The organism is Aeromonas sp. QDB25, from assembly GCF_027707725.1.
Classification (GTDB): domain Bacteria; phylum Pseudomonadota; class Gammaproteobacteria; order Enterobacterales; family Aeromonadaceae; genus Aeromonas; species Aeromonas caviae.
On sequence record NZ_JAPCIZ010000001.1, the window covers coordinates 105,794 to 130,613 of the forward strand.

General features: G+C 63.5%; 23 protein-coding genes and 1 pseudogene. 12 read left to right on the forward strand and 12 right to left on the reverse strand.

Translation table 11 applies throughout. The features are described 5' to 3' along the window. Positions 1-483: an LPS-assembly lipoprotein LptE gene (locus PG883_RS00510; protein ID WP_270806835.1), complete on the reverse strand. Its 483-nt coding sequence runs from the start codon at positions 481-483 to the stop codon at positions 1-3. Positions 484-631: 148 nt separating this feature from the next. Next, the gene (gene leuS, locus PG883_RS00515; RefSeq protein ID WP_043153199.1) at positions 632-3,208 is read right to left on the reverse strand and encodes a leucine--tRNA ligase; all 2,577 of its coding nucleotides are present in this window, start codon (positions 3,206-3,208) and stop codon (positions 632-634) included. 242 nt (positions 3,209-3,450) lie between these two features. On the opposite strand from leuS, the gene PG883_RS00520 reads away from it, so the two are divergent. Further along, on the forward strand, positions 3,451-3,939 hold the full coding sequence (locus PG883_RS00520) for a zinc ribbon-containing protein (protein ID WP_041215952.1): 489 nt from the start codon (positions 3,451-3,453) through the stop codon (positions 3,937-3,939). Positions 3,940-4,012: 73 nt separating this feature from the next. Here the strand turns inward: PG883_RS00520 and lnt are convergent, their stop codons facing one another. The 5 genes from lnt to miaB form a co-directional block, all read right to left on the reverse strand. Continuing rightward, the gene (gene lnt, locus PG883_RS00525; RefSeq protein WP_270806836.1) at positions 4,013-5,542 is read right to left on the reverse strand and encodes an apolipoprotein N-acyltransferase; all 1,530 of its coding nucleotides are present in this window, start codon (positions 5,540-5,542) and stop codon (positions 4,013-4,015) included. A 180-nt stretch (positions 5,543-5,722) separates the two neighbouring features. Continuing rightward, positions 5,723-6,604: a CNNM family magnesium/cobalt transport protein CorC gene (gene corC, locus PG883_RS00530; RefSeq protein ID WP_010673769.1), complete on the reverse strand. Its 882-nt coding sequence runs from the start codon at positions 6,602-6,604 to the stop codon at positions 5,723-5,725. Positions 6,605-6,699: 95 nt separating this feature from the next. Beyond that, positions 6,700-7,164, reverse strand: a complete 465-nt coding sequence (gene ybeY / locus PG883_RS00535) for an rRNA maturation RNase YbeY (RefSeq protein ID WP_039041101.1) — start codon at positions 7,162-7,164, stop codon at positions 6,700-6,702. After that, positions 7,161-8,219, reverse strand: a complete 1,059-nt coding sequence (locus PG883_RS00540) for a PhoH family protein (RefSeq protein ID WP_010673771.1) — start codon at positions 8,217-8,219, stop codon at positions 7,161-7,163. The genes ybeY and PG883_RS00540 overlap by 4 nt, the downstream gene beginning before the upstream one ends. A 50-nt stretch (positions 8,220-8,269) precedes the next feature. After that, positions 8,270-9,703 carry a tRNA (N6-isopentenyl adenosine(37)-C2)-methylthiotransferase MiaB gene (gene miaB / locus PG883_RS00545; RefSeq protein WP_010673772.1) on the reverse strand — a complete coding sequence of 478 codons (1,434 nt, stop codon included), beginning with the start codon at positions 9,701-9,703 and terminating at the stop codon, positions 8,270-8,272. 224 nt (positions 9,704-9,927) lie between these two features. Between miaB and PG883_RS00550 the strand changes: the two genes are divergently transcribed. From PG883_RS00550 to PG883_RS00560, 3 genes are all read left to right on the forward strand, one after another. Beyond that, positions 9,928-11,091: an FAD-dependent monooxygenase gene (locus tag PG883_RS00550; RefSeq protein WP_270806837.1), complete on the forward strand. Its 1,164-nt coding sequence runs from the start codon at positions 9,928-9,930 to the stop codon at positions 11,089-11,091. 140 nt (positions 11,092-11,231) lie between these two features. Beyond that, complete coding sequence (locus PG883_RS00555) at positions 11,232-11,798, forward strand: cysteine hydrolase family protein (RefSeq protein WP_223924289.1); 567 nt, start codon at positions 11,232-11,234, stop codon at positions 11,796-11,798. 103 nt (positions 11,799-11,901) lie between these two features. Next, positions 11,902-12,537, forward strand: a complete 636-nt coding sequence (locus PG883_RS00560; RefSeq protein WP_069652118.1) for a cold shock domain-containing protein — start codon at positions 11,902-11,904, stop codon at positions 12,535-12,537. A 45-nt stretch (positions 12,538-12,582) separates the two neighbouring features. Here PG883_RS00560 and PG883_RS00565 read toward each other — a convergent pair whose 3' ends face one another. After that, positions 12,583-13,470, reverse strand: a complete 888-nt coding sequence (locus PG883_RS00565) for a LysR family transcriptional regulator (RefSeq protein ID WP_203762820.1) — start codon at positions 13,468-13,470, stop codon at positions 12,583-12,585. Positions 13,471-13,584: 114 nt separating this feature from the next. Here PG883_RS00565 and PG883_RS00570 point away from each other — a divergent pair, with 114 nt between their 5' ends. After that, positions 13,585-13,809: a hypothetical protein gene (locus tag PG883_RS00570; protein WP_203762818.1), complete on the forward strand. Its 225-nt coding sequence runs from the start codon at positions 13,585-13,587 to the stop codon at positions 13,807-13,809. Next, complete coding sequence (locus PG883_RS00575; protein WP_270806838.1) at positions 13,806-14,477, forward strand: HAD-IA family hydrolase; 672 nt, start codon at positions 13,806-13,808, stop codon at positions 14,475-14,477. Before PG883_RS00570 ends, PG883_RS00575 begins: the two co-directional genes overlap by 4 nt. On the opposite strand, the gene PG883_RS00585 is transcribed toward PG883_RS00575, so the two are convergent. Continuing rightward, entirely contained in the window at positions 14,441-15,958 is a 1,518-nt protein-coding gene (locus PG883_RS00585) for an MASE1 domain-containing protein (RefSeq protein ID WP_406568583.1), read from the reverse strand. The two genes, PG883_RS00575 and PG883_RS00585, sit on opposite strands and share 37 nt — an antisense overlap. Positions 15,959-16,065: 107 nt before the next feature. Then, the gene (locus tag PG883_RS00590) at positions 16,066-16,668 is read right to left on the reverse strand and encodes a nitroreductase family protein (protein ID WP_270806839.1); all 603 of its coding nucleotides are present in this window, start codon (positions 16,666-16,668) and stop codon (positions 16,066-16,068) included. Positions 16,669-16,958: 290 nt separating this feature from the next. On the opposite strand from PG883_RS00590, the pseudogene PG883_RS00595 reads away from it, so the two are divergent. Continuing rightward, positions 16,959-18,503, forward strand: a pseudogene (locus tag PG883_RS00595) (diguanylate cyclase domain-containing protein). A 241-nt stretch (positions 18,504-18,744) separates the two neighbouring features. Next, positions 18,745-19,218 (forward strand): YMGG-like glycine zipper-containing protein, encoded by a 474-nt coding sequence (locus PG883_RS00600; protein ID WP_039041096.1) that lies wholly within the window; start codon positions 18,745-18,747, stop codon positions 19,216-19,218. Between the two features lie 87 nt (positions 19,219-19,305). Here PG883_RS00600 and PG883_RS00605 read toward each other — a convergent pair whose 3' ends face one another. Next, a complete protein-coding gene (locus PG883_RS00605) occupies positions 19,306-20,262 on the reverse strand; it encodes a D-2-hydroxyacid dehydrogenase (protein ID WP_128296497.1) in 957 nt (318 codons plus the stop codon). Between the two features lie 121 nt (positions 20,263-20,383). Beyond that, a complete protein-coding gene (locus PG883_RS00610) occupies positions 20,384-21,154 on the reverse strand; it encodes a DUF3530 family protein (RefSeq protein WP_128296498.1) in 771 nt (256 codons plus the stop codon). A 309-nt stretch (positions 21,155-21,463) separates the two neighbouring features. Between PG883_RS00610 and PG883_RS00615 the strand changes: the two genes are divergently transcribed. Genes PG883_RS00615 through PG883_RS00630 form a run of 4 tightly spaced genes read left to right on the forward strand, consistent with a single transcriptional unit; the run spans position 21,464 to position 24,785 of the window. Further along, positions 21,464-22,504 (forward strand): isopenicillin N synthase family dioxygenase, encoded by a 1,041-nt coding sequence (locus tag PG883_RS00615; RefSeq protein WP_010673784.1) that lies wholly within the window; start codon positions 21,464-21,466, stop codon positions 22,502-22,504. A 21-nt stretch (positions 22,505-22,525) separates the two neighbouring features. After that, on the forward strand, positions 22,526-23,338 hold the full coding sequence (locus tag PG883_RS00620) for a MetQ/NlpA family ABC transporter substrate-binding protein (RefSeq protein WP_010673785.1): 813 nt from the start codon (positions 22,526-22,528) through the stop codon (positions 23,336-23,338). Next, positions 23,335-24,129 (forward strand): methionine ABC transporter ATP-binding protein, encoded by a 795-nt coding sequence (locus PG883_RS00625; protein ID WP_010673786.1) that lies wholly within the window; start codon positions 23,335-23,337, stop codon positions 24,127-24,129. The genes PG883_RS00620 and PG883_RS00625 overlap by 4 nt, the downstream gene beginning before the upstream one ends. Next, positions 24,114-24,785 carry a methionine ABC transporter permease gene (locus PG883_RS00630; protein ID WP_010673787.1) on the forward strand — a complete coding sequence of 224 codons (672 nt, stop codon included), beginning with the start codon at positions 24,114-24,116 and terminating at the stop codon, positions 24,783-24,785. The genes PG883_RS00625 and PG883_RS00630 overlap by 16 nt, the downstream gene beginning before the upstream one ends. The last annotated feature ends 35 nt before the right edge of the window (positions 24,786-24,820 follow it).

Here is a 24,820-nt window from a genome sequence, read left to right on the forward strand (position 1 = left end):
TCAGAACTTGACCTGGCTGAGCTGGCGGATCACCAGATTGGCAGCCTGTTCCTGCATCTCCTTGCCGAGCTGCTCCTGCTCGCGGGAAGAGGCGAGCGCCGCGTCCGGCTTGTTCAGGAAGCTGCGGTTGAAGGTGATGGGGAAGACCTGGGTCGGCTTGCCCGGCATGACCACGGTGAACTGGGTGCTGTAGCCCAGCAGGTATTCGCGATCCTGGCCGATGGAGTCGACGGAGGCGACCTGGCTGCTGCTGCGCACAGTGCCGAGGGTCAGCACCGGGATGCCCTCCTTGTCGGCGAGCTGCACGCCGGCCGCCTTGAGGCGGGTGGTGACCAGCCGGTAGAAGTCGCTCTTGTTGTCACCGACCACTTTCATGGTCATCAACTCGGGGGGAATGGCGGTGCCCCGCATCTGAAAACCGCAGGCCTGCAGCAGCAGCCCTGCCAGCACGATGGCCATCCAGCGAGTGAAGATGGTGCCCATAAAAAATCCTCTTTGCATGAAGGGAAGAGCGGCGGGCGCAGGGCCCGCCGTTGTCATCCGTTTGCTGTGACCGCTTGGCAACCGATCCGTTGGCAACGCGGTTGCGTCGACCTGAACCGGTACCCGGTTGCCAGTAAGCGATATGGCATTAGTTGGCCACGATGTTGAGCAGTTTGCCCGGCACGTACACGACTTTGCGCACGGTCAGACCGTCGGTGAACTTCTGTACGGACGCATCGGCCATGGCCAGCTTCTCGACGTCGGCCTGGCTTATCTCGGCCGGCACGGTCAGCTTGCCGCGCATCTTGCCGTTGATCTGCACCACCACCAGCTTCTCGGTCTCGACCATGGCCGCTTCGTCAGCCACCGGCCAGGCCGCGACATCGATGTCCCCTTCCTTGCCCAGCATTTTCCACAGCTCGAAGCCGATGTGCGGGGTGATGGGGTAGAGCATGACCACGACCGCTTCCAGCGCTTCCTGCATCAGGGCGCGATCCTGAGCGTCGCTGCCCAGTTTGGCCAGGTTGTTCATCAGCTCCATGATGGCAGCGATGGCGGTGTTGAAGGTCTGACGGCGACCCACGTCGTCGCTCACCTTGGCGATGGTCTTGTGCAGCTCGCGGCGCACGGCTTTCTGGTCGCTGGTGAGGGCGGCGACGTCCAGTGCGGCAACGGCGCCACCGGATACGTGCTCGAAGGTGATGCGCCACAGGCGACGCAGGAAGCGCTGGGCACCTTCCACGCCGGAGTCGGACCACTCCAGGGTCATCTCGGCCGGAGAGGCGAACATCATGAACAGACGGACGGTATCGGCGCCGTAACGCTCGACCATCAACTGCGGGTCGATGCCGTTGTTCTTGGACTTGGACATCTTGGTCATGCCGGAGTGCATCACTTCACGACCCTCAAGGTCGACAGCCTTGGTGATGCGGCCCTTGTCGTCACGTTCCACCTTGACGTCGAGGGGGCTGACCCAGACGTTGCCGCCCTTCTCATCCTTGTAGTAGAAGGCGTCGGCCAGCACCATGCCCTGGCAAAGCAGACGCTTGAACGGCTCGTCGCTGTTCACCAGGCCCGCATCGCGCAGCAGCTTGTGGAAGAAGCGGGCATAGAGCAGGTGCATACAGGCGTGCTCGATGCCGCCGATGTACTGATCCACCGGCAGCCAGTGGTTGGCGGCCGCCGGATCCAACATACCCTTGTCGTAGTCCGGGGAGCAGTAGCGGGCGTAGTACCAGGAGGACTCCATGAAGGTGTCGAAGGTATCGGTCTCGCGGAACGCTTCCTGGCCGTTGTAGGTGGTCTTGGCCCACTCGGCGTCAGCCTTGATGGGGCTCTGGATGCCATCCATCACCACATCTTCCGGCAGCAGTACCGGCAGTTGATCTTCCGGGGTCGGCACCACGGTACCATCCGCCAGGGTCAGCATGGGGATGGGAGCGCCCCAGTAGCGCTGACGGGAAACCCCCCAGTCGCGCAGACGGTAGTTGACGGTGCGCTTGCCCTTGCCGAGCCCTTCCAGCTTGTTGGCGATGGCATCGAAGGCACCCTGGAAGTCGAGACCGTCGAACTCGCCGGAGTTGAACAGCACGCCCTTCTCGGTATAAGCCGCTTCGCTCACGTCGACGCCGCCATCAACCGGCTTGATCACCGCCTTGATGTCGAGGCCATATTTGGTGGCGAATTCGAAGTCACGCTGATCGTGGGCCGGAACCGCCATCACGGCGCCGGTGCCGTAGTTCATCAGCACGAAGTTGGCGACCCAGACCGGCACCTTGCGGCCATCCAGCGGGTGAATGGCGTAGAGGCCGGTGGCCATGCCCTTCTTCTCCATGGTGGCCAGTTCAGCTTCGGCTACCTTGGTGTTCTTGCACTCTTCGATGAAGGCGGCCAGCTCCGGATTGTTCTGGGCTGCTTGCAGCGCCAGCGGGTGACCGGCGGCGATGCCCACATAGGTCACACCCATGAAGGTGTCCGGACGGGTGGTGTAGACCTCGAGGTGCTCGGTCTGACCGTCGATATTGAAGCTGATGTTGACCCCTTCGGAGCGGCCAATCCAGTTGCGCTGCATGGTCTTGACCATCTCCGGCCAGCCTTCCAGATTGTCGATGTCGTTCAACAGCTCTTCGGCGTAGTCGGTGATCTTGATGAACCACTGAGGGATCTCTTTCTGCTCCACCGGGGTGTCACAGCGCCAGCAGCAGTTGTCCACTACCTGCTCGTTGGCCAGCACCGTCATGTCGTTCGGGCACCAGTTGACGGAGGAGGTCTTCTTGTAGACCAAACCCTTCTCGTAGAGCTTGGTGAAGAACCACTGCTCCCAGCGATAGTAGTCCGGCTTGCAGGTGGCCAGCTCGCGATCCCAGTCATAACCCAGACCCAGCATCTTCAGCTGGTTCTTCATGTATTCGATGTTTTCGTAGGTCCAGGGGGCCGGCGCCGTGTTGTTCTTGATGGCGGCGTTTTCTGCAGGCAGGCCGAAGGCGTCCCAACCGATGGGTTGCAGCACGTTCTTGCCATTGAGCCGTTGATAACGGGAGATCACATCACCTATGGTGTAGTTGCGAACGTGCCCCATGTGCAGACGACCAGACGGATAGGGGAACATGGAGAGGCAGTAGAACTTTTCCTTGTCTACTTTCTCCACCGCCTTGAAGGTTTTCTTGGCATCCCAGTGCTTCTGCACTGCTGGTTCTATGGATTGGGGAACGTATTGCTCTTGCATTGGTGACATCCGGATCTGTGAAATGAATAGATAAAACGGCTGGGAAATCCCGATAGAATACCCATATCCTGCGGCGGCAACAACCGCCAGCATCCGCCCGGTCTCGGGCCAGGTCCGGTACCCGCGAGGATTTGCAGAGCCGCGAGAGTCGCAACGAAGTGAGAATGGCAACCGCCGCCCGTATCCGCCGAGCCCGAGGTCAGGGTCTGGCTCGATCGGGATTCAGCAGAGGAGTGATGGCCATGGACAAACGTCGACAAGGGTATGAAGCCTTTATCGCCCAGCTCAAGAAGCAGTGGGAAGAGACGGAAGCGTTTCAGGGAGAGCGCCTCAACCGGATGATCGCCAAGGTGCAGGCCTATCTGGAGGCGGCCGGGGATCTGACCCAGGACGAGCTGGCGCTGATCGCCGAGTATGTGAAGCGGGATCTGGGCAACTATGACGAAGGGCGCAAGGATGAGCAGGTGGAGGAGTCCGCCTTCATGCTGGCGCTCAAGGACACCGCCTGGTCCTGGCTGGCAGACGTGACCGACCGCACCCAGGTGGAGTGGCAGGAGTTGGCGGACGAGCTGGAGCACAAGGGGGTCTACCGGGCCGGCGACTGGGTGGGGCTCGGAGTATTGGTGTGCGATCACTGCGAGTGGCGCCATACCGTGCTGCACCCGGAGCAGCTTGGCACCTGCCCCGAGTGCGGGGCCGATGAGTATCACCGTGAGCCGCTGTCTCCTTGAGCCGCCAGACTGTGCCAAGCCATAAAAAGAGGCGCCCAAGGGCGCCTCTTTTGTTTATCGGGGTTGTGTGGTCTTAGCCCTTGAGTGCCCAGGGGTGGGCACGGGGGCGTAGCCACAGGGCCAGCCCCAGCAGGGCGGCGGCCAGGCCATACATGGGCCAGCTGCCAAAACGCAGATAGGGGGTCACGCCGTGGGCGGGGCGTACCTCGGCACGCAATACTCCAGCCTCGAACTGCGGGATCTGGGCGATGATGCTGCCGTCTATCTCGGTGACGATGGTGATGCCGGTGTTGGTGTCGCGCAGCAGCGGGCGGGCCAGCTCGAGGGCACGCATGCGGGCGATCTCCATGTGTTGCCAGGGGCCGATGCTGGTGCCGAACCAGGCGTCGTTGGAGACGGTCAGCAGAAAATCGGTATCCGGCTGCACGTTGCGGCGCACCTCGTCCGGGAAGATGATCTCGTAACAGATGGCGGCGGCAAACTTGAGCCCCTTGGCGATCAGGTTCGGCTGCACCTCGTCACCCCGGCTGAAGGAGGACATGGGCAGGTTGAAGAAGGGGGCGATGGGACGCAGCAGATCTTCAAAGGGCACGAACTCGCCGATGGGCAGCAGGTGGTACTTGTAGTAGCGGTTCTTGTGCTCGTAGTAGTAGGACTCCTTGCCTTCTGCATCCTGCACCCCCATGCCGAGCACGGTATTGAAGAAGCGCTGCTGTTTCAGATCGTAATGGATGATCCCCGCCAGCAGGCCGGTGTCGTTCACCTTCATCGCCTTGTCCAGGCTCTCCAGATAGGTACCCATCTCCTTCTCGATGGCCGGGATGGCGGACTCCGGCCAGACGATGATGTCGGCATCCTGGTTCTCGCGGCTGAGATCCTGATACTTGCGCACGGTCGGCACCAGGGCCTCCGGATCCCACTTGAGGGACTGCTCGATGTTGCCCTGCACCAGCGCGACCTTGACCGGTTCACCCCGGGTCACCCAGTTGAGCTGCATCAGCCCCTGGGCGGCGCCCACCAGGGCGACGGGGAGCAGCAGCCAGGCCGGCTTGCGGTGTTGCCATACCAGCCAGAGGGCGGAGGCGGTGAGCAGCAGGGCGAGGGTGATGCCCTGCACCCCGAGAAGGGGAGCGAAGCCCTTGAGGGGGCCGTCTATCTGGGTGTAGCCGAACCAGAGCCAGGGGTAGCCGGTCATCACCCAGCCCCGCAGCCAGTCGGCCATCAGCCAGAGCGCCGGGAAGGCGAGCAGCCAGCGACTCCAGTGGCGGCCGGCAAAGAAGCGGGCGAAGAGCCAGCAGGCCAGGGTCGGGTAGAGGGAGAGATAGGCGCAGAGCCCGGCCAGCAGCACGAAGGCGGCCGGCAGCGGAATGCCGCCAAACTCCGTCATGCTGACGTGGATCCACCACTGCCCGGGCAGGAACAGACCCATGGCGTAGCCGAAGCCTCGCCAGGCTGCCTGTTTGGGGGTGGCCTTGTCCAGCAGGGCGTAAAGGCCGAGCAGGGAGGGGATCACCAGGGGCCAGTAGCCGAAAGGGGAGAAGGCCAGCACGGCGATGGCGCCGCTGGCAATGGCAAACAGGCTGGTCAAGAGTTTCGATTTCACGGGGGATCGGGGCTCGAATTGGACTGAATGGAAACACAATGGCCGACATCTTAACCGCAAACCGGGTCAACGGCGAGCCTCGCGGTCGGCGTGGGCCCAGGGGCGGTCGCGCGGCGGGAGAGAGGCAAAAAAAGCGCCCCTGACGAGAGGGGCGCGGGATGTGCGTGGGGCTGGGCGGGATCAGGACTCCGGCTGCGCCGCCGCATGATGCTCGGGGATCTTCACCTGCAACTGTTGCAGGCGACGGCGATCGGCGTGCATCACCTTGAACAGGTAGCCGTCGAGTTCGATCTCTTCCCCTTTCTTGGGCAGGTGGCTGAAGGCGTGCATCACCAGACCGCCGACGGTGTCCACCTCTTCATCGCTGAACTGGGTGCCGAAGAAGTCGTTGAAGTCCTCGATCTCGGTCAGCGCGCTCACCGAGAAGACCCGCTTGCTGATGCGGCGGATCTCTTCCGGCTCGTCCTCGATGTCGTCGAACTCGTCGTCAATCTCGCCGACGATGAGCTCCAGAATGTCCTCGATGGTCACGAGGCCAGAGACACCGCCAAATTCGTCCACCACGATGGCCATGTGGTAGCGCTCTTCCCGGAACTCCTTGAGCAGGCGATCGACCCGCTTGCTCTCCGGCACGATCACCGTGGGACGCAGGATCTTCTCCAGCTGGAGCGGTTCGCTGGCATGCTGGCCGCCAAACCCGAACGGCAGCAGATCCTTGGCGAGCAAGATGCCCTCCACGTGATCCTTGTCTTCGTTGATCACCGGGAAGCGGGAGTGGCCGGATTCGATGATGACCGGCAGGAACTCGTCCACCGGCTGGGACTTCTCGATGGTCACCATCTGGGAGCGGGGGATCATGATGTCACGCACGCGCAGCTCGGCAATTTCGAGCACGCCCTCGATCATGTCCTTGGTGTCCTGATCGATGAGGTCCCGCTCTTCGGCATCGGCGATGACCTCTACCAGATCGTTGCGGTCTTTTGGCTCGCCCTGGAAGAGTTGGCTGAGTTTGTCGAGCCAGGTTTTCTTCGGCGAGCCGGTACTAGGGTGATCGTCGGTCATTTTCTCTCTTGGTTACTCGTATGAACACACTTGAAATCGTTGTGGCTATATGAGGATGGGCATCGGCTGTTTCAAGACGATGACCATCCGGTTCGTTACTCTTCGTCGTTCAGATAAGGATCGGCGAAGCCCAGTTCCTGCATGATGTCGCGCTCGAGCTGCTCCATCTCCTCGGCTTCCTCGTCCTCGATATGGTCATAACCTAGCAGATGCAGACTGCCATGCACAACCATGTGAGCCCAGTGGGCCATCAGGGGCTTGCCCTGTTCGACGGCTTCGGCCTCGACCACCTGGCGGCAGATCACCAGATCCCCGAGCAGGGGCAGCTCGAGACCCGGTGGCGCTTCGAAGGGGAAGGAGAGCACGTTGGTGGGCTTGTCCTTGCCGCGATAGGTGTGGTTGAGCTCGCGGCTCTCCGCCTCGTCCACCAGGCGCACCGTCACCTCGGCCTCGGGCTGGAAGCCCAGAATGGTGCCGTCGAGCCAGCCTTGCAGCTGGGCCTCGGTCGGCAGGCCGTCCGGGCTGGCGCAGGCCAGTTGCAGATCCAGGGTCACGCTCATTGGGCACTCTCTTTGCTGGTGTTCTCGTTGCGGGGAGTGGCTGCGCTCTTCTCGGCCGCCTGCTGGGCATCGAATGCCTCGTAGGCCTGCACGATGCGGGCCACCACGGGATGGCGCACCACGTCCTTGGACTCGAAGAAGTTGAAGGAGAGGCCATCGACCCCCTGCAACACCTCCAGGGCGTGGCGCAGACCGGATTTGGTGCTGCGAGGCAAGTCCACCTGGGTGATGTCGCCGGTCACCACCGCCTTGGAGTTGAAGCCGATGCGGGTCAGGAACATCTTCATCTGTTCCGTGGTGGTGTTCTGGGCCTCGTCCAGGATGATGAAGGCGTCGTTGAGGGTGCGGCCGCGCATGTAGGCAAGCGGCGCCACCTCGATGACGTTGCGCTCCATCAGCTTCTCCACCCGCTCGAAGCCCAGCATCTCGAACAGGGCGTCGTAGAGGGGGCGCAGGTAGGGGTCCACCTTCTGGGAAAGATCGCCGGGCAGGAAGCCGAGCTTCTCACCGGCTTCCACCGCCGGGCGGGTCAGCAGGATGCGGCGGATCTCCTGGCGCTCCAGGGCATCCACGGCGGCGGCCACGGCGAGATAGGTCTTGCCGGTCCCGGCGGGCCCGATGCCGAAGCTGATGTCGTGGCGTACGATATTGGCGATGTACTGGGCCTGGTTCGGGCTGCGGGGCTTGATGAGACCGCGCTTGGTCTTGACCGTGACCTCCTTGCCATACGGCAGGGAAGGGGCGGGTTCGTCGTCCTGCTCCAGCACGCGGGACTCCTGCACCGCCAGGTGCACCATCTCGGGGGTGATGTCGCTCACCTTGCTCCCCTTGAGGGGCTGGGTTTCCACATAGAGGTGCTTGAGGATGACGGCAGCCGCCTCCACCTGGGCCTGCTTGCCGATCACTTGGAAGTGGTTGTCCCGGTAGCTTATCTCGATGCCGAGACGGCGCTCCAGCTGCTTGAGGTTGTCGTCAAAGGGTCCGCACAGGCTGGCGAGGCGCTGGTTGTCGGCGGGTTCCAGATGCAGATTCAGGGTGGAGATGTGTCGGCTCAAGGTGTCCTCTTATCGGTTGTTCCCCCGCCACTGGGCGGGGGAGAGAGTCATCAATGGGGTCTGAAGGCCGCAACGCCCAGATCATCGGGCACGTTGTCAGGACGACGGGCGAGGATCTCGCTCGGGGCCGTGGCGATGCGCAGGTTCATTTCGTCCTCGCCGCGGATGAAGCGGCCGCGCAGGGAGTAGGGGCGTACGTCGGTGATCTCCACGTCGGCGAAGCCGCCGATGAGGCGGTGCGGCCCCTCGAAGTTGACCACCCGGTTGTTCTCGGTGCGGCCACTGAGCTGCATGGGATCCATCTTGGAGGGCCCCTCCACCAGGATGCGCTGCACCGAGCCCAACATGGCGCGGCCGATGAGCATGGACTGGTGATTGATGCGGTTTTGCAGTCGGGTCAGGCGGGCCTTTTTCACTTCCATGTCAACGTCATCGGGCAGATCCGCGGCCGGGGTGCCGGGGCGCGGGCTGTAGATGAAGCTGAAGCTCATGTCGAAGTTGATCTCCTCGATGAGTTTCATGGTGGCCTCGAAGTCTTCGTCCGTCTCGTTCGGGAAGCCGACGATGAAGTCGGAGCTCATGGTGATGTCGGGACGCACGGCGCGCAGGCGGCGGATCTTGGACTTGTACTCCAGCACGGTGTGCGGGCGCTTCATCATGGTCAGGATGCGATCCGAGCCGCTCTGGATGGGCAAGTGCAGGAAGCTGACCACCTCGGGGGTATCACGATAGACCTCGATGATGTCGTCGGTGAACTCGACCGGGTGGCTGGTGGTGTAGCGAATGCGGTCGATGCCGTCGATGGCAGCCACCAGGCGCAGCAGTTCTGCGAAGGTGCAGACCTCCCCGTCGAAGGTCGGCCCCCGGTAGGCGTTGACGTTCTGGCCGAGCAGGTTCACTTCGCGCACCCCTTGCTGGGCGAGCTGGGCGATTTCATAGAGCACGTCATCCAGTGGCCGGCTCACCTCCTCGCCACGGGTGTAGGGCACCACGCAGAAGGAGCAGTACTTGGAGCAGCCTTCCATGATGGAAACGAAGGCGGTCGCCCCCTCGGCACGGGGTTCGGGCAGGTTGTCGAACTTCTCGATTTCGGGGAAGGCGATGTCCACCTGGGCACCGCGCCCCTCCTGCACCTGCTTGATCATGGTCGGCAGGCGGTGCAGGGTCTGGGGTCCGAAGACGATGTCCACATAGGGCGCCCGGCTGCGCAGGTTCTCCCCTTCCTGGGAGGCGACGCAGCCGCCCACCCCGATCACCAGCCCCGGTTTTTTCGCCTTGAGCTTCTTCCAGCGACCGAGCTGGTGGAACACCTTCTCCTGGGCCTTCTCGCGGATGGAACAGGTGTTGAGCAGCAGCACATCTGCCTCTTCCGGCTCCTCGGTAAGCGTGTAGCCATTGCTGGCATCCAGCAGGTCCGCCATCTTGGACGAGTCGTACTCGTTCATCTGGCAGCCCCAGGTCTTGATATGAAGTTTCTTGCTCATTGCTTCTCGTGACTGGTTTTGAAATCGGCAGGGTCAAAGGACCGACCATTTTACTCCGCAATCCCGGTGCTGACCAGTCTGGGGCCGCCCGTCGCCATCAGGGCCGGCTTGTCGTCGGCAATTGCGCATCCCTCTCACTGTTTCTGCCGCCTCCTTGCGTTATCATGCCCCATTCGGTTCGGCCCTTGCCCCTTATCGCGGGGACTCCTTGCAGGAATCAAGTTATGGAACAGTGTGATATTGCCATCGTCGGCGCCGGCATGGTGGGCGCCGCCACCGCCTGCCTGCTGGCGGCAGAGGGGCTCTCGGTGCGGGTCATCGAGACCCGGTTGCCCGAGCCCTATGCCCCCGGGCAGCCGCTGGATCTGCGGGTCTCCGCCATCAGCCAGGCCTCGGTGGCGCTGCTGACCCGGGCCGGTGCCTGGCAATACCTGCAACAGATGCGGCTGTGTCCCTATCGCCGGCTGGAGACCTGGGAGCTGGACGGTTTCGCCACCCGCTTCGACGCCGCCGATCTGGGGCTGCCCCAGCTCGGCTACATCATAGAGAACCGGCTGGTGCAGCTCGCCCTGCTCAAGAGGATGGAAGATTTCCCGACCATCCAGACCCACACCCCGGCGGCGGTGAAAAGCCTGCGCCAGAGTGCGGAAGAGGCCGTGCTGACCCTGGACGATGGCAGCGAGCTCGCCGCCCGCTGGGTGCTGGCCTGCGACGGCGCCGAGTCCCACACCCGCCAATTGGCCGGGATCGGGGTGTCGCGCTTCGAGTACCGCCAGCACTGCATGCTGATCAATATCGACACCGACTTCGAGCAGGAAGACATCACCTGGCAGCAGTTCACCCCGAGCGGCCCGCGCGCCTTCCTGCCGCTGCCGGGCCGCCATGGCTCCCTGGTCTGGTATGACAGCCCGGCCCGCATCCGGGCGCTGGCCGCCATGAGCAACGAGGCCCTGGCCGCCGAGGTGCGCCGCCACTTCCCCAGCCGCCTTGGCGGTTTCACCGTGACGGCCAAGGGGAGCTTCCCCTTGGTGCGCCGCCACGCCAACGACTATCACGCCGGGCGAGTGGTGCTGCTCGGGGATGCGGCCCACACCATCAACCCGCTGGCGGGGCAGGGGGTCAACCTCGGTTTCAAGGACGTGGCCTGCTGGGCCGGGTTGCTCGGCAAGGCGGGGGCACAGTGGCATGAGCTGGCGCTGGCCGGGCGTTACGAGGGGCGACGCCGCCCTGACAACCTGCTGATGCAGTCGGGGATGGATCTCTTCTACGGGGTCTTCAGCAACGAGATAGGCCCCCTCAGGCTTGCCCGCAACCTGGCGCTGAATCTGGCGGACAAGGCGGGTCCCCTCAAGGAGATGGCGCTACGCTATGCGCTTGGGCTGGTATGAGGCAGTGCGTGGCACTGCCAGGTGCCAATCGGGTGGCATATCAATCCGTGTGATGGTGCCAGCCGGTTTTTTATATGGCCGCGAGGAGTGATCCAGGCGGCGCAGGGGCAAAACGGCCTCAGGCAAGGGGGGAGCACACCATGAACAAGGCATTGCTGGTGATCGATTTCATCAACGACATCGCCCACCCGGACGGGCGCATCGCCGCCTCGGCGGCCCAGGTGATCGAGCAGGACGCCATTGCGCACGCCAATCAGGCGCTGGCTCATGCCCGCGCTCACGGCTGGCTGGTGGTGCTCATCAAGGTGGGGTTTGACGAGGGCTATCTGCTGCAACCCAGGGGTTCCCCCATGTTTGGCCGTGCCCGGCAGTTCGGGGCCCTCTCCCTGGCGGACAGCGGCACCGACTTTCACCCGGATCTCGATGTACAACCCGGGGATCTGGTGCTGACCAAACCCAGGGTCAGCCCCTTCTACGGCACGGCGCTGGAGCCCGCGCTACGGGCCAATCGCATCGAGCATCTCTATGTGTGCGGCGTGAGCACCAGCTGGGCCATTCAGGGGGCGGTGCGAGATGGCCACGATCGGGACTACGCCATCACCATCCTGGAAGATGCCTGCGCGGCGGCGGATACCGCAGAACACCAGGCTTCCCTGCGCATGCTCGGTCGCATTGCCGAGATCATCAAGGTCGCGGAGCTGCTCTGACCACTCGTATCTAATCCACTCATTTTTCATGCCAATGCTCTGTTGAAACCGAACCAATTTCGGGCAACATGAGTGGAACCGTACTGGCCACAAGGATGAGGACATGCGTTATCAGGGCAGGATCGCGAGCTGGAATTCACAACGCGGTTTCGGGTTCATCAAGCAGGAGCAGGGCGGTGCCGATCTTTTTGTTCACATCACCACCCTGCAATTCGATGGCAGGCCGCCGGAGGTGGGGGAAAAGGTTTCCTATCTGATCGGGAGCAGCAAGGATGGCAAGCCTTGTGCCGTACAAGTGTTCTTTCCCGACCGCCCGCTCTCGCTGGCTGGCGGACCTATGCCATCCATGCCGGATCGTGGGAGCAGGGAGGATTTGAGCCCTCGGGCACCACACGCCACCACATATAGAACCCGGGAGTATCATGCTCCTCGTCGCAAGGGGAGCTGGGGTGGCAAGTTAATCCCCCTATTGGTGCTGGCGGGGTTGTTCTCCCTCTATTCCCGCTTCTCGGCCGAGTTTGCCTCACTTCCATCCTTTCCCTCTTTTAGCCAGGAGGACAGTACTTCGAACAGTACGGTTCAGGTTCCGACTTTTGTTCGTCAGTGCGATGGCCGTCAGCATTGCTCCCAGATGACTTCCTGCGAGGAGGCGACCTGGTTTTTGCAAAATTGCCCCAATACCAAGATGGATGGGGAAGGAGACGGCATCCCCTGCGAGCGGCAGTGGTGTGGCCATTAGCCAGCCGTTATGTACTTCAGGATTCCGGTTTGGGCTGCGCTCCTCTCAGAGGCTGTGGCTCTGCGGATATGCCGCCCTGACCAGGGCCAGAAAGCGATCCCGGATGGGATCGGCAAATTCCGGGTTCCACACCAGGCTGATTTCCCATTCCGACCAGGGGCCGGAGAGAGGGTAGAGGGTCACCTCCTTGCCCGCGATGAACCCTACGCTGCGCGGCAGGATGGCGTTGCCGATACCGGCGGCCACCAGGGCGACCAGGGTCTGGATGTCTTCCGCCTCCTGGATGAGACCGGTCAGCCGGTTGGCGCCGAGAAAGCGGGCGATCTGCTGGCTGAGACCCGGGCAGCGATGGCCCACCATCTGCAGCAAGGGATCGCGGATCAGCGCCCGCTCCAGGTCGAAGTCCGGCCCTGCCACCTGGGTGGGGACGGCCAGCACCAGTCTGTCCGTCAGCAACCTGTGTTCCCTCAGCTGCGGCGCATCAGGCCGTCGCATGAAGCCCAGTTGCAGCCTACCCGCCAGCAAGTGCTCCTGCTGGATGGCGGAGGTGGTGTCCCGCAGGTGAACCAGCACGTCGGGGGCCTGCTGCTTGAAACGGGCTACCAGGGAGGGGGCCAGTGCGAAGCTGGAGAGCCCGAACCCGATGTTGAGGCGTCCGGCGGCACCGCTTGCCAGCGCCAGGGCATGCTGCTCGAATCCCTTGCCGTGATCCACCAGAGCCATGGCCTGGGGCAGCAACTGGAGGCCGATGGCGGTCAGCTCGGCCCCGTGGCGGCCCCGGTTGAACAGGGTGCTGCCGAGGGCCTGCTCCAGCCCCTGGATCTGCTTGGTCAGGGCCGGTTGCGTCACAAAAAGCCGGCTGGCCGCCTCCCGGTAGTTGGCACTCTCGGCCAGCATGACGAAGGCCTGCAATTGTCTCAGGTCGAATCTCATTCCATTTGGTTATCTAACGTGGCGATTTATTGATTATAAATTATCTAATCTCCTTGTTCTAATGGTCTCGAAACGGGCCTGCTTGCCCGCTGTTCAGTCACAAGGAGTCATGTCATGTCGAGCGAACGCTATCTGTTTTTGAGCAAGGGGAGCCTGGTGATGGCTCAGCCACTGGCCGCACCGGAGACCGGGGAGCTGCTGACCAGTCTGTTGCAGCAGGGGTTCGTCGTCGCCCCCTTGCCGGTGTGGGCCAGCAATGCGGAGCAGGCGCTCGCCTGTTACGAGGCCGCTGCCCAGCGGCAGGTCTTCGCCGATGCGCTGGCGGGGAGAGCCCTGTGAGCGCGGTGCGCGTGAAGGCCGCGGCCCTGCTGCTGGACATGGACGGGACCCTGGTCCACTCCACCGGCGACGTGGAAGTCGTGTGGCGGCGCTGGTGTCAGCACCATGGGCTGGATCCCGCTCCCGTGCTCGCCATGTGTCACGGCGTGCGCTCACGGGAGGTGATAGGGGCCCTGGCTCCCCAGCTGGACATGGCGGTGGAGGTGGCCCTGCTCGACGATCTGGAGATGGCATACGCTGCGGCGCCGATGCCCCTGGACGGTGCCCGGCGACGGCTCGAACAGCTGCCGTCGACGCGCTGGGCGCTGGTGACTTCCGCAAGCCGGAGAGTGGCAGAGCACCGGCTGCTGCACGCCGGATTGCCGCTGCCCCGACTCCTGGTGTGTGCCGGGGATGTGGTACGGGGCAAGCCGGATCCCGAGCCTTATTTGCTGGCTGCCAGCCGGTTGGGACTGGCTCCGGCCGATTGCCTGGTGTTCGAGGATGCACCAGCGGGCATCGCCAGCGCCCTGCAGGCGGGTTGCCAGGTGGTGCAGATGGGGGGAACAAGGCGGTATGACGACAGGCTCAAGGGCTGGCTGCGGGACTGGCGCGGGATCGAGATCGAGGTGGCACCAGACGGGCTCCATCTTCATCTGCCCGCCCCGCTGCCGGCAGAGGCCGGATGATGACGACAAGGGGCACGCCATTCAGGCGCCGCAAGATTGCCCGATGCTGGGGGAAGCCTGCTCGGCCGAATAGCGTTCCACCCGGTTGCGGCCATTGTGCTTGGCCAGATAGAGCGCCTGATCGGCGCGAGAGAGCAGCTCGTCCAGATTGAAGGGGCCCTCTTTCTGGGAGGCGATACCGATGCTGACTGTGATGCAGACGGCGGGCTCGGCTCCCTTTTCTTCCCCTGGCTGCGCGACGATTTTTCGCAGCCGCTCGGCAACTGCCATGGCCTGCTCCTCGCTGAGGCCGGGCCAGATGGCCACGAACTCCTCTCCCCCCAGGCGACAGAAGAGATCCCCGGTCGAAGCTGGTCGCGCACACGGGCCGCGAAGCTGCTCAACTGGTTGTCACCCTCTTCGTGACCGTGACGATCATTGATGCGTTTGAAATGATCGATGTCCTGCATGCAGATCGCCACAGGGTAGCGCTGCACCGTGAGGTGCTGGAGCAGTTCGTTGGCGGCCGACCAGAAGCCGGCCCGGTTCAGCGCACCGGTCAGGTGATCGTGGTGGGCCAGGTGTTTCATCTCCCGCAGCAGGCTGTTGCGGGCCGCCATGATGTTGGCGGCGGTCAGGGGGGTGAGAGCGATCAACATGACCCCTATCCGGACGGAGAACATCCAGTACTGGGTCTGGACATCGTGATTGATGACGAGGTGGCCGTTTGAGAGGGCGATCAGGATCAGGGTGCTGTAACTCAGGGTCAGCAGGCTGGTGGCGAAGACGGAGTAGGTGACGGCGCACCAGAGCAGCGCCGGTACCGGGAAGGCGATGGATCCCGGCCCCTCGACGAGCAGGGTGAGCAGCAGGGAGGCCACCAGGCTCAGCAGCGGCATCAATCTGGTCCAGGAGAACTCGGTGCGGTAGAGGAGGGTGCGCCAGGGGGGCACGCTGTCATGGGGAGGCAGTGTCAGGAGCACCGGCAGTATGGTCATGTAGTTCACCAGCTCGCTGGCAAACCAGAAGCCCAGCCCGTAGAGCGGGGTGCCCAGAGACAGGATGGGATTGATGATGGCGCCGACCACGCCGGCGGCGAGGGAGGCGGCCAGGGTGTTTCGCAGCAGGAGCACGAGGGAGGTGGGGCGCCTGAGGAGCTTGTTGGCAGGCGCGAGCCGATGCATCAGCAGATACCCGACGCCGATGCCGGCCAGGTTGCCGCAGGTCAGCAGGATGGTTTTGAACAGGGGCTCGCCGGTGAAGAGGGCGGCGAGAAAAAAGCCCAGTATGCCGCCGGCCCAGCCCGCCGGGGTGGCCAGGCGTGGATAGCGCACCATGCAGCCGAGCAGGACCGCATTGGCAGGCCAGAAGGCCGCCAGCAGGTTGGGGGGGCGGGTGAAGATGCCGATCAGCGAGAACAGCAGTACCAGGGCGGCGACACACAACAGAGCGGACAAGGGCGTCAATGTGCATGAGGTACGTTGGCGTGCGATGTCCCCCATGGGGACCTCCTGACAAGAGAGCGTTTGTTCAGAGTATGGCTGGCACGTGACAAGGGTGAACGAGGGGGAGAGAAGAAAACGCCCCCTGGTGGAGGGGGCGTGAAGGCTTACTTGAAGACCCGGAAACGCACGTCGTCGTCAATGAAGGTCTTGTCGCCGGCAGGTTGCTCTATGCTGCCAAAAGGCATCTGGGCACGGAGCAGCCAGCTGGCGGGCAGGTCCCACTCCTTGCGCACCGCATCGTCGATGAGCGGGTTGTAGTGTTGCAGGGAGGCGCCGATGCCCTCTTGGGCCAGGGTGGTCCAGACCGCGAACTGGGCGATCCCGGTGGCATGTTCGGACCAGATGGGGAAGTTGTCGGCATAGAGAGCGAATTTCTGCTGAAGATCCTCGATGACGGCGGTGTCTTCGAAGAAGAGCACGGTGCCAGCCCCGGCGCGGAAGCTGCCGTTGATCTTGGCTTCACTCTGGGGATAGGCCTCCGGCGGCACTATCTTCTTGAGCTCCGCCTTGACGATGTCCCACAGCTTGTGGTGCTGCTCGCCGAACAGGATGACGGCGCGGGAACTCTGGGAGTTGAACGAAGAGGGGCTGTGCTTGACGGCATCCTTGATGAGGGCGGTCAGCTGGGCCTCGGAGTGGGTCACCCGGTTGCCCAGGGCATAGATGGTACGACGTGCTTTGATCTGTTCGATAAACTGACTGCTCATAACATCTCCTTGGTTGATGAATCATCACCGCCAGCGTTGCCGACAAAGGTCATCTGGCTCCGATTTCTCGAGTCATCGACTATAGCACCTTGCGGGCAATAAACCGTCAACGAGGAGTAATGACTGTTTCTACTTTTTATGGATATTCACATGACGGATGTGAATATGGCCGTGAGACACCTTGATATCTTTTTTATCATTAGCAGTGGATGTTAATGACTTCAATCAATATCTTTTGCAGATTTTTAATCTATAAAATTCATCCAATATGACATTTTATAGAGATTGACATGACGGCGGCGCTGATCAAGGAACGCTATTACATACTGACTCCGCTGTCGTTTCTCCTGGGAGGGCTGGTGCTGATCGCCACCCTGTTGCTGGCGGCAGCCAGCTACCTGAGCAGCATCGACAAGACGGTGGCGGGTTACGGTCACATGCTGGCCGCCCTCGACGCCACCCTGCTCCAGGACATGGCGCAGGACAACCGCCGCCAGCTTGGCGTACTGGAGGCGTCCCTGGACAAGCAGGCCATCGCTGCCGGGGCATCGGCCATCAATCCCATCTGGGCCATTGCCCATCAGTTCAAGTACGACGCCCACTTCCTCTATTTCTACAACGCGCGCACCCATCGGCTCGACAGCTATCCCGACTGGCAGCAACCGGAGGGCTACCGGGTACAGGCGCGGCCCTGGTACCAGACCCTGTCCGGCGAGGGTGATGATCTCGTCTGGTTCGGTCCCTACCCGGCGTTCGATTCGGCCCGGCAGGTACTGACTCTCATCAAGCGGGTCAAGGATGATGAGGGGCAACTGCTTGGGCTGCTGATGGTGGACATGTCGTTCAGCGCCTTGCAGGGGGCGTTGCACCGGGCAGTGGGTGAGGACCCGGTGGCCCTCTACATCACCGAGCGCAAGGGCGGCAAGCTGGTGGTGGGGCACAATTTGTCGCTGTTGCCGCCCCATCTCGAGCGGGAGACGCAGGCGGCTGGGCTGGACGGGTTCTGGGCCGGTCGCCACCTGCAACACGCTCTGGAGGGGATGGAGTGGGATCTCAACGTCTATCTCCCCCCCTCCCATTTTCATGAAAACCTGCAAGACACCCTGCTGATGGTGGTGCTGCCCGCCCTGGCGCTGCTCTGCATCTGGCTGTGCAGCCTGTGCTTTCTGATGCGGATCTTTCGCCAGGAGCAGGCGCTTGTGCAGGGCTCGCTCAGCGGCCTCATCCGGGATGAGGCGCGAAAGGAGATCCAGCGGCGTCAGCGAACCTGGTTCGTGCACGGCAGCCTGGGGGAGATAGAACAGGTGTGAAACAGCCTGCTGCAAGGGCAGGATGCCCTGCTCCACGACCCTCTCACCGGCATCCTGAACCGGCGAGCCTTCGATCAGCAGCGGGCCGGGCTGGAGCAGGCGGGGACACCCTACTGGCTGGTGCTGTTCGATGTGGACAACTTCAAGCGCGTCAACGACAGCTGGGGACACGGTGTGGGGGATGCGGTGCTGTTTCGGGTAGCCACCATCATGGCGAGAACCCTGGGGGATGAGCATGTCTACCGCATCGGGGGCGATGAATTTGCGGCCTTGCTGCCCTGGGAGCAGGCGGAGGTGGAATGTCGCCTGACCCACCTGCTCGGTCGGGTGAAGGCCCTGAAATGGCGGGAGTTCGCCGACGCCATCACCCTGAGCGCCGGCGGCGCGCGCTATCCGGATGATGCCCTGACGCTGCTCGAGCGGGCCGATGCCTGCCTGTACGAGAGCAAGCACCAGGGGCGGGATTGCTGGCATCTGGCGGCGTCGTTGCCCGTTGACGGGGAGGTTGTGACAGTATCTGTCTGACGGTGATTGCTGCAAAAAAGGGCCTTTGGGCCTAGAAAAGGGTCATGACGGGGATGATTTCTCGTGTGACCTTTTTTTTTGATGTGGTTTCAGGTGGTTAGCCTGCTTTCTTGCATCGTGTCGCGAACCGGAGACAGGGAGGGCTGGCCGTGAGGTGCCCCTTGCGGCAGTGGCGCAGGTCAGGGGGCTTTGTATAGTGCAGGGAAAAATAATCAATCATCAGGTTTGACAGGAGTACCCCATGAAAATGAAACCGTTTGGCATGAGCGCACTGGCGCTGCTGGGGGCGTTGCTGTTGGGCACAGGACAGGTGCAGGCATCCGAGACCCTCAATACCATTCTCGGCGGCGGAGCCGGCGGGGTGGCGGGCACCATGATCGGCAAGGAGCTGGGTGGCGACACCGGCGCCCTGGTGGGGGCTGCCCTGGGGGGCGCGGCCGGTGGTGCGGCCACGGCCAATAGGGGCAACAAGAACGAAGCTGCGCTCGGCGGCGCCGTCGGTGCCCTGGGCGGGGCAGCCATCGGCAAGAGCGTCGGTGGCAGTACGGGCCAGCTGATCGGCGCCGGTATCGGTGGTGCCGGTGGCTCCGCCATCGGAGCCAGGACCGGGGATGGTCACGAGAGCCGCGGCGATCGCTATTACGATGACAGGCGCTATCACAAGCACCACAAGAAACACAAAAAGCACCGCAAGCACAGATGGCATGACGACTGATGCCGCGGCAAGCTGACCGACAAAAAGGGGCCTTTGGCCCCTTTTTTTGATCCCGCTGCCGGCCCGTAAGGGGCGGCGAGCGGCCTCTTACACCAGCCGGTGCTGGCGCCTGCCAAGGGAGAAGGCGTTGATGTTGTCGATGAGCTGATCCGCGAGGCGCTGCATCGACTCTTCGCTGGCCCAGGCCACGTGGGGAGTCAGGATGAAATTGGGGTAACGCAGGGCCTGCATCAGGGGGTGATCCGGAGGCGGCGGCTCGACACTCGCCACATCGAAACCGGCGCCGCCCAGACGGCGGTTGCCGAGGGCTTCGAGCAGCGCCTGCTCGTCCACCAGGCCGCCACGGCCCACGTTGATGAGCAGGGCGCCCGGTTTCATCAGGGCCAGCTCCCGCTCCCCGATGAGATGGCGGGTGTAGGGGGTGAGCGGGCAGTGCAGGCTGATCACATCCGAACTTTGCAACAGGGCATCCAGGGGCAGTCTGTCGTCATCCCCCGGGGAGCCGACCTGGCTCTGGGCATAGTAGACCTCCATCCCGATGGCGCTGGCCCGCTGTCCCAGTGCCTGTCCCAGGGTTCCCTTGCCGATGATCCCGAGGCGCTTGCCATGCAGATCCGTGATGGGGTGGTCGAAGAAGCAGAACTGGCCGCTTTGTTGCCAGCGCCCCTCCAGCAGGGACTGGCGCCAGGCGAACAGGTTGCGCGACAGGGCGAGCATCAGGGCCATGGCGTGCTCGGGGACGGAAGGGCCCGAGTAGTTGCGGATATTGCACACGGCGACATTGGCGGCGCGGCACGCCTCCAGATCCAGGTTGTCGCTGCCGGTGGCGGCCAGGGCGATCAGGCGCAGTTCGGGCAGCTGGGCCAGTTCATCGGCCCCGATGCGCACCTTGTTGATGATGGCGATGCTGGCGCTCTTGAGCCGCTCCACCACCTGATCCGGTGCCGTGGTCGGGTAGCTTTGCCAGTGATGGGGAAAATCGGGGCGGCGCAGATTGATGCCGGTGTCCAGGGTGTCGCTGTCGAGAAACACGATTTGCTGCATGAAGCCTCCTGCCATTGGTTCGGACATGATGCCAAACATGGAGGGCGGCTGACCAGCGCGGTGGCATCGGGTCAAGTCCGATGGGGAAGGCAAAAGGCGGGTGGCTGTGCCTCGGAGGGACTCAGATCCAGCCCAGGTGCGTCAGCCAGCCCTGGATGCGCCCCGGCGTCTCCTCCAGATCCATCAGGGCATAGGGGCGGTAGTTGAGCTTGTGGCTGCGGCGGCTCTCGCTTCTGCGGGCTTCGGCCGCCAGCAGGGGCCAGCGTCCTCCCTCCTCCTGATAGAGATCCAGGGTAGGGATGCTGCCCTGGGCTATCTGCTTGGCGAGGGTCTGGTTGCTCAGCTGGTTGGGGAAGAAGCCGTCGAGCAGCACCAGGGCATCGGGGGCGGGCAACTGTTCGCTGGCGATGAGGTTGGCGGCCCAGGCGGCGCTGGTACCCTGGGCCAGCAGCAGCTTGAAGCCCCCCTCCTGCAGCTTGGCATCCCCCAGCTTGCTGATGCGGGAGGCAAACTGCTTGCGAAAATCGTCGATGACCTGCTGTTTCTTCTCGGCGGCGGGGTCGAGTTCGGTCTGCTGCGGCGAGGGGAGCAGCAGCAGGGTATCGAAACCGAGGCGCCCCAGCTCCCGGGTCAGTTGCCACAGCTGGCCGCTGCGCTGCCAGTCGGGCAGCAGGATGACCAGACCCACGTAGTTGTCGCTGTCGTGCTTGGCAAACAGTACCTGTTGCTTGTCCACCCTGGTGCTGTCGGGTATTCCCTGCCAGTCGCTGCTCTGCCAGTAGTCGGGGGGAACCAGGGGGGCTGGATCCAGGGCGGCGCCTGACGGTGCCTGCCCGGCGCCGTGGGCGGCAAAAGCAAGCAGGGTCAGCAGCAGATAGGGGCGAAATGTCATGGGGGATCCTCCAGCACTCCCTCATAGCGGCCTCGCCGGGGGTTTCTTTAGGGCAAGGGGGCACATCGGCATCGGCGGTGGCGAAGAGGGTCTGACCGGCGGGCCGGACACTGGCCCGGGATTGTTCCAAATGGCAAAGCATTCCCGGTTTTGATTGTTCCATCCTGTGACCCATACATGGTTCAGTAAGGGCAGGCAGACAGGGGGCCGGGGCATGTCGTCACTGGCCGCAGGCGGAGAATTCTCCCCCCTGTCTCGTCAGAACGAGAGATTCACCCTCACTTTCCATCGACAGGGAGCGTTATCGCCATGAGCACCTTGGTTCACTTGCCCATCCTCGACCTGAGGCAGCTGGATGCCTCGCCCGACGCTCGGGCCGATTTTCTGGCATCGTTGCGCGATGCCGCGAGAGAGACGGGATTTTTCTACCTGACCGGCCACGGCATCGATCCCGAGCTGCAACAGGAGGTGCAGCAGCTGTCGCGGGCCTTCTTTGCGCTGCCTCTGGCGGCCAAGCAGCAGGTCGCCATGATCCACTCTCCCCATTTTCGTGGCTACAACCGACCGGGGGCAGAGCTGACCCGGGGTCAACCCGACTGGCGAGAGCAGTTTGATATCGGTGCCGATCGCCCTGCCTTGCCGCGCGCGGCGGGCGACCCGCCCTGGTGGCGGTTGCAGGGGCCGAATCAGTGGCCGGAGGCGCTGCCGACACTGCAACCCGTGCTGACGCGCTGGCGTGGGCAGATGACCCGCATGTCCCGTACCCTGCTCGGGGCTTTTGCCGAGGCGCTCGCACTGTCGCCAGATGCCTTCGATGCCCTGCACGGAGAGCGTCCCAACGAACATATCAAGCTGATCCGCTATCCCGGTGAGCGGGGCGCCACTCAGGGGGTCGGTCCCCACAAGGATTCGGGCTTCCTGAGCTTCCTGCTGCAGGATGACCAGCCCGGCCTGCAGGTGGAGGTGGCGCCGGATCACTGGATCGATGCGCTCCCGCTCCCCGGCACCTTCGTGGTCAACATCGGTGAGCTGCTGGAGCTGGCCAGCAACGGCTACCTGCGGGCGACCGTGCACCGGGTGGTGCCGTCGGCGCCGGGGCAGGAGCGTCTTTCCATCGCCTTCTTCCTGGGGGCCCAGCTCGACGCCGTGGTGCCCGTCTATCCGCTGCCCGAGGCACTGGCCCGTGAAGTCAGAGGGCCTGCCACCGACCCGCACAATCCGCTGCTGCGGGAGGTGGGCTGGAACTACCTCAAGGGGCGGCTGCGTTCTCACCCTGATGTGGCATTGCGCCACCATGCCGATCTGTTGCCGGCGCCCCGGGCGCTGGCGGTCGGCGAAACCACCCATTGATTGCATGGCAAGGAGCACAAGATGAACAAGCACGGACTGTTTTCCCTGAGCGGCCTGGTATTGGCCCTCGGACTCTCTCTCTCCGCCCAGGCAGCCCAGGCGCTGCGGGTTGCCGCGGATCCACTGCCCCATGCGGATATCCTCGGCGAGGTGAAACGCCAGGACCCTTCGCTGGATCTGCAGGTGATCGAGCTCAGCGGCGGCATCAATGCCAATGCCCTGCTGGTGGCGGGTGATGTGGATGCCAACTATTTCCAGCACGTCCCTTACCTGCGGGATCAGGAGAAGGCGCTCGGCACCGAGCTGGTGGTGGCCGCGACCGTACACGTGGAGCCTCTTGGCATCTATTCGAAGAAGTTCAAGCACCTGAGGGAGGTACCGGAAAAGGCGGTGATAGCCCTGCCCAACAATGTCACCAACCTGAGCCGGGCCCTCTATCTGTTGCAGCACGAGGGGCTCATCACCCTCAAGGCCGGCCATGAAGATCCGGCGCGGGATCTGGCGACGGTGCACGACATCGCCACCAACCCCAAGGCGCTCAAGATCCTGGAGATCGAGGCGCCGCAGCTGCCGCGCTCCCTCGACGACGTGGATCTGGCGGTGATCAATGGCAACTATGCCCTGGAGGCGGGGCTGGAGCCTGCTCGCGATGCCCTGGGGCTGGAGAGCGCCCAGAACAATCCCTACGCCAACATCCTGGTGACCACCCCGGCGCTCAAGGATGATCCGCGGATCCGCCAGTTGGCGCGGGACCTGGAGTCCAGGGCGATCGCCGACTTCATTCGCAAGAGCTACAAGGGGTCGGTGATCCCGGTGGCCGGGCGGCAGTCATGATAGTGCTGGAGGGGCTCGGCAAGCAGTACCCGGGGCACGGGCAACCCGCTCTGGAGGGGGTGTCGCTCGAGATCCCGGATGGGGCCATCTACGGCATTCTCGGGCGCAGCGGCGCGGGCAAGAGCACGCTCATTCGTTGCCTCAATCTGCTGGAGCGGCCAAGCCGGGGCCGCATCCTGTTCGATGGCCGCGACATCACGGCCCTGGAGGGGGCGGCCTTGCGCCGCCACCGTCAGGGGACCGGCATGATTTTCCAGCACTTCAATCTGCTGCACGCCCGCAGCGTGGAGGAGAACGTGGCAGTCCCGCTGGAAATCGCCGGAGTGGCGCGCCGGGAGCGGGCGGCCCGGGTCAGCGAGCTGCTGGAACTGGTGGGGCTTGGCGAGCACCGTCGCGCCTTTCCCTCCCAGTTGTCGGGGGGACAGAAGCAACGAGTGGGCATCGCCCGCGCCCTGGCCGCCAATCCGCGCCACTTGCTCTGTGACGAGGCGACCAGTGCCCTGGATCCGGAGACCACGGAGTCGGTGCTGGCGCTGCTTGCCGACATCAACCGCCGCCTCGGGATCACCATAGTGCTCATCACCCACGAGCTGGAGGTGGTCAGGGCCATCTGCGATCACGCAGCATTGCTTGAACGGGGTCAGCTGGTGGAAAGCGGCGCTCTGGGCACCCTGCTGGCCAACCCCGACTCCCGCGTGCGGCAGGCCTTGTTGCCGGATCCCGAGATCCTGCGGCGTTTCATGGCGCGTCACGGAGTCACAGAGGAGGTGCGTTTATGCAGAGTCGCCTGAGTGTCGATGCCTTGCTCGAACTGATGTATCAGGGGTCGCTCGAAACGCTCTACATGGTGGGAGTGGCGGCCGTGTTCACCCTGTTGCTGGGGTTGCCGACCGGGGTGCTGCTGGTGGTGACCCGTCCCGGGGGCGTGCTGCCCTTGCCCCGTCTCAACATGGTGCTGGGGATCGGTATCAACATCGGGCGGTCGCTCCCCTTCGTGGTGCTCCTGATCGCCCTGATCCCCCTGACCCGGCTGGTGGTCGGCACCTCACTGGGCAGCACCGCCGCCATCGTTCCCATTACCCTGGGGGCCTTCCCCTTCTTTGCCCGGGTGGTGGAGAGCGCCCTCGATGAGGTGGACAAGGGGCGCGTCGAAGCCGTGCTCGCCATGGGGGGCAGCGGCTGGCACGTGGTCGTCAAGGCGCTGCTGCCCGAGGCCTTGCCGGCGCTGCTGGCCGGACTCACCCTGACGGTGGTGATGCTCATTGGCTTCTCCTCCATGGCGGGGGTGGTCGGTGGTGGCGGGCTCGGGGATCTGGCGATCCGCTACGGCTACCAGCGCTTTGACGACAAGGTGATGGCAGGGACAGTGGTCATGTTGCTGCTGCTGGTGCAACTGGTACAGGGGGTGGGGGACAGGCTGGTGCGGGCACTGGCCCATCGCCGCTAGGGGCACGGCTTCTCATCAGGCCGGCCGTGAGGTGC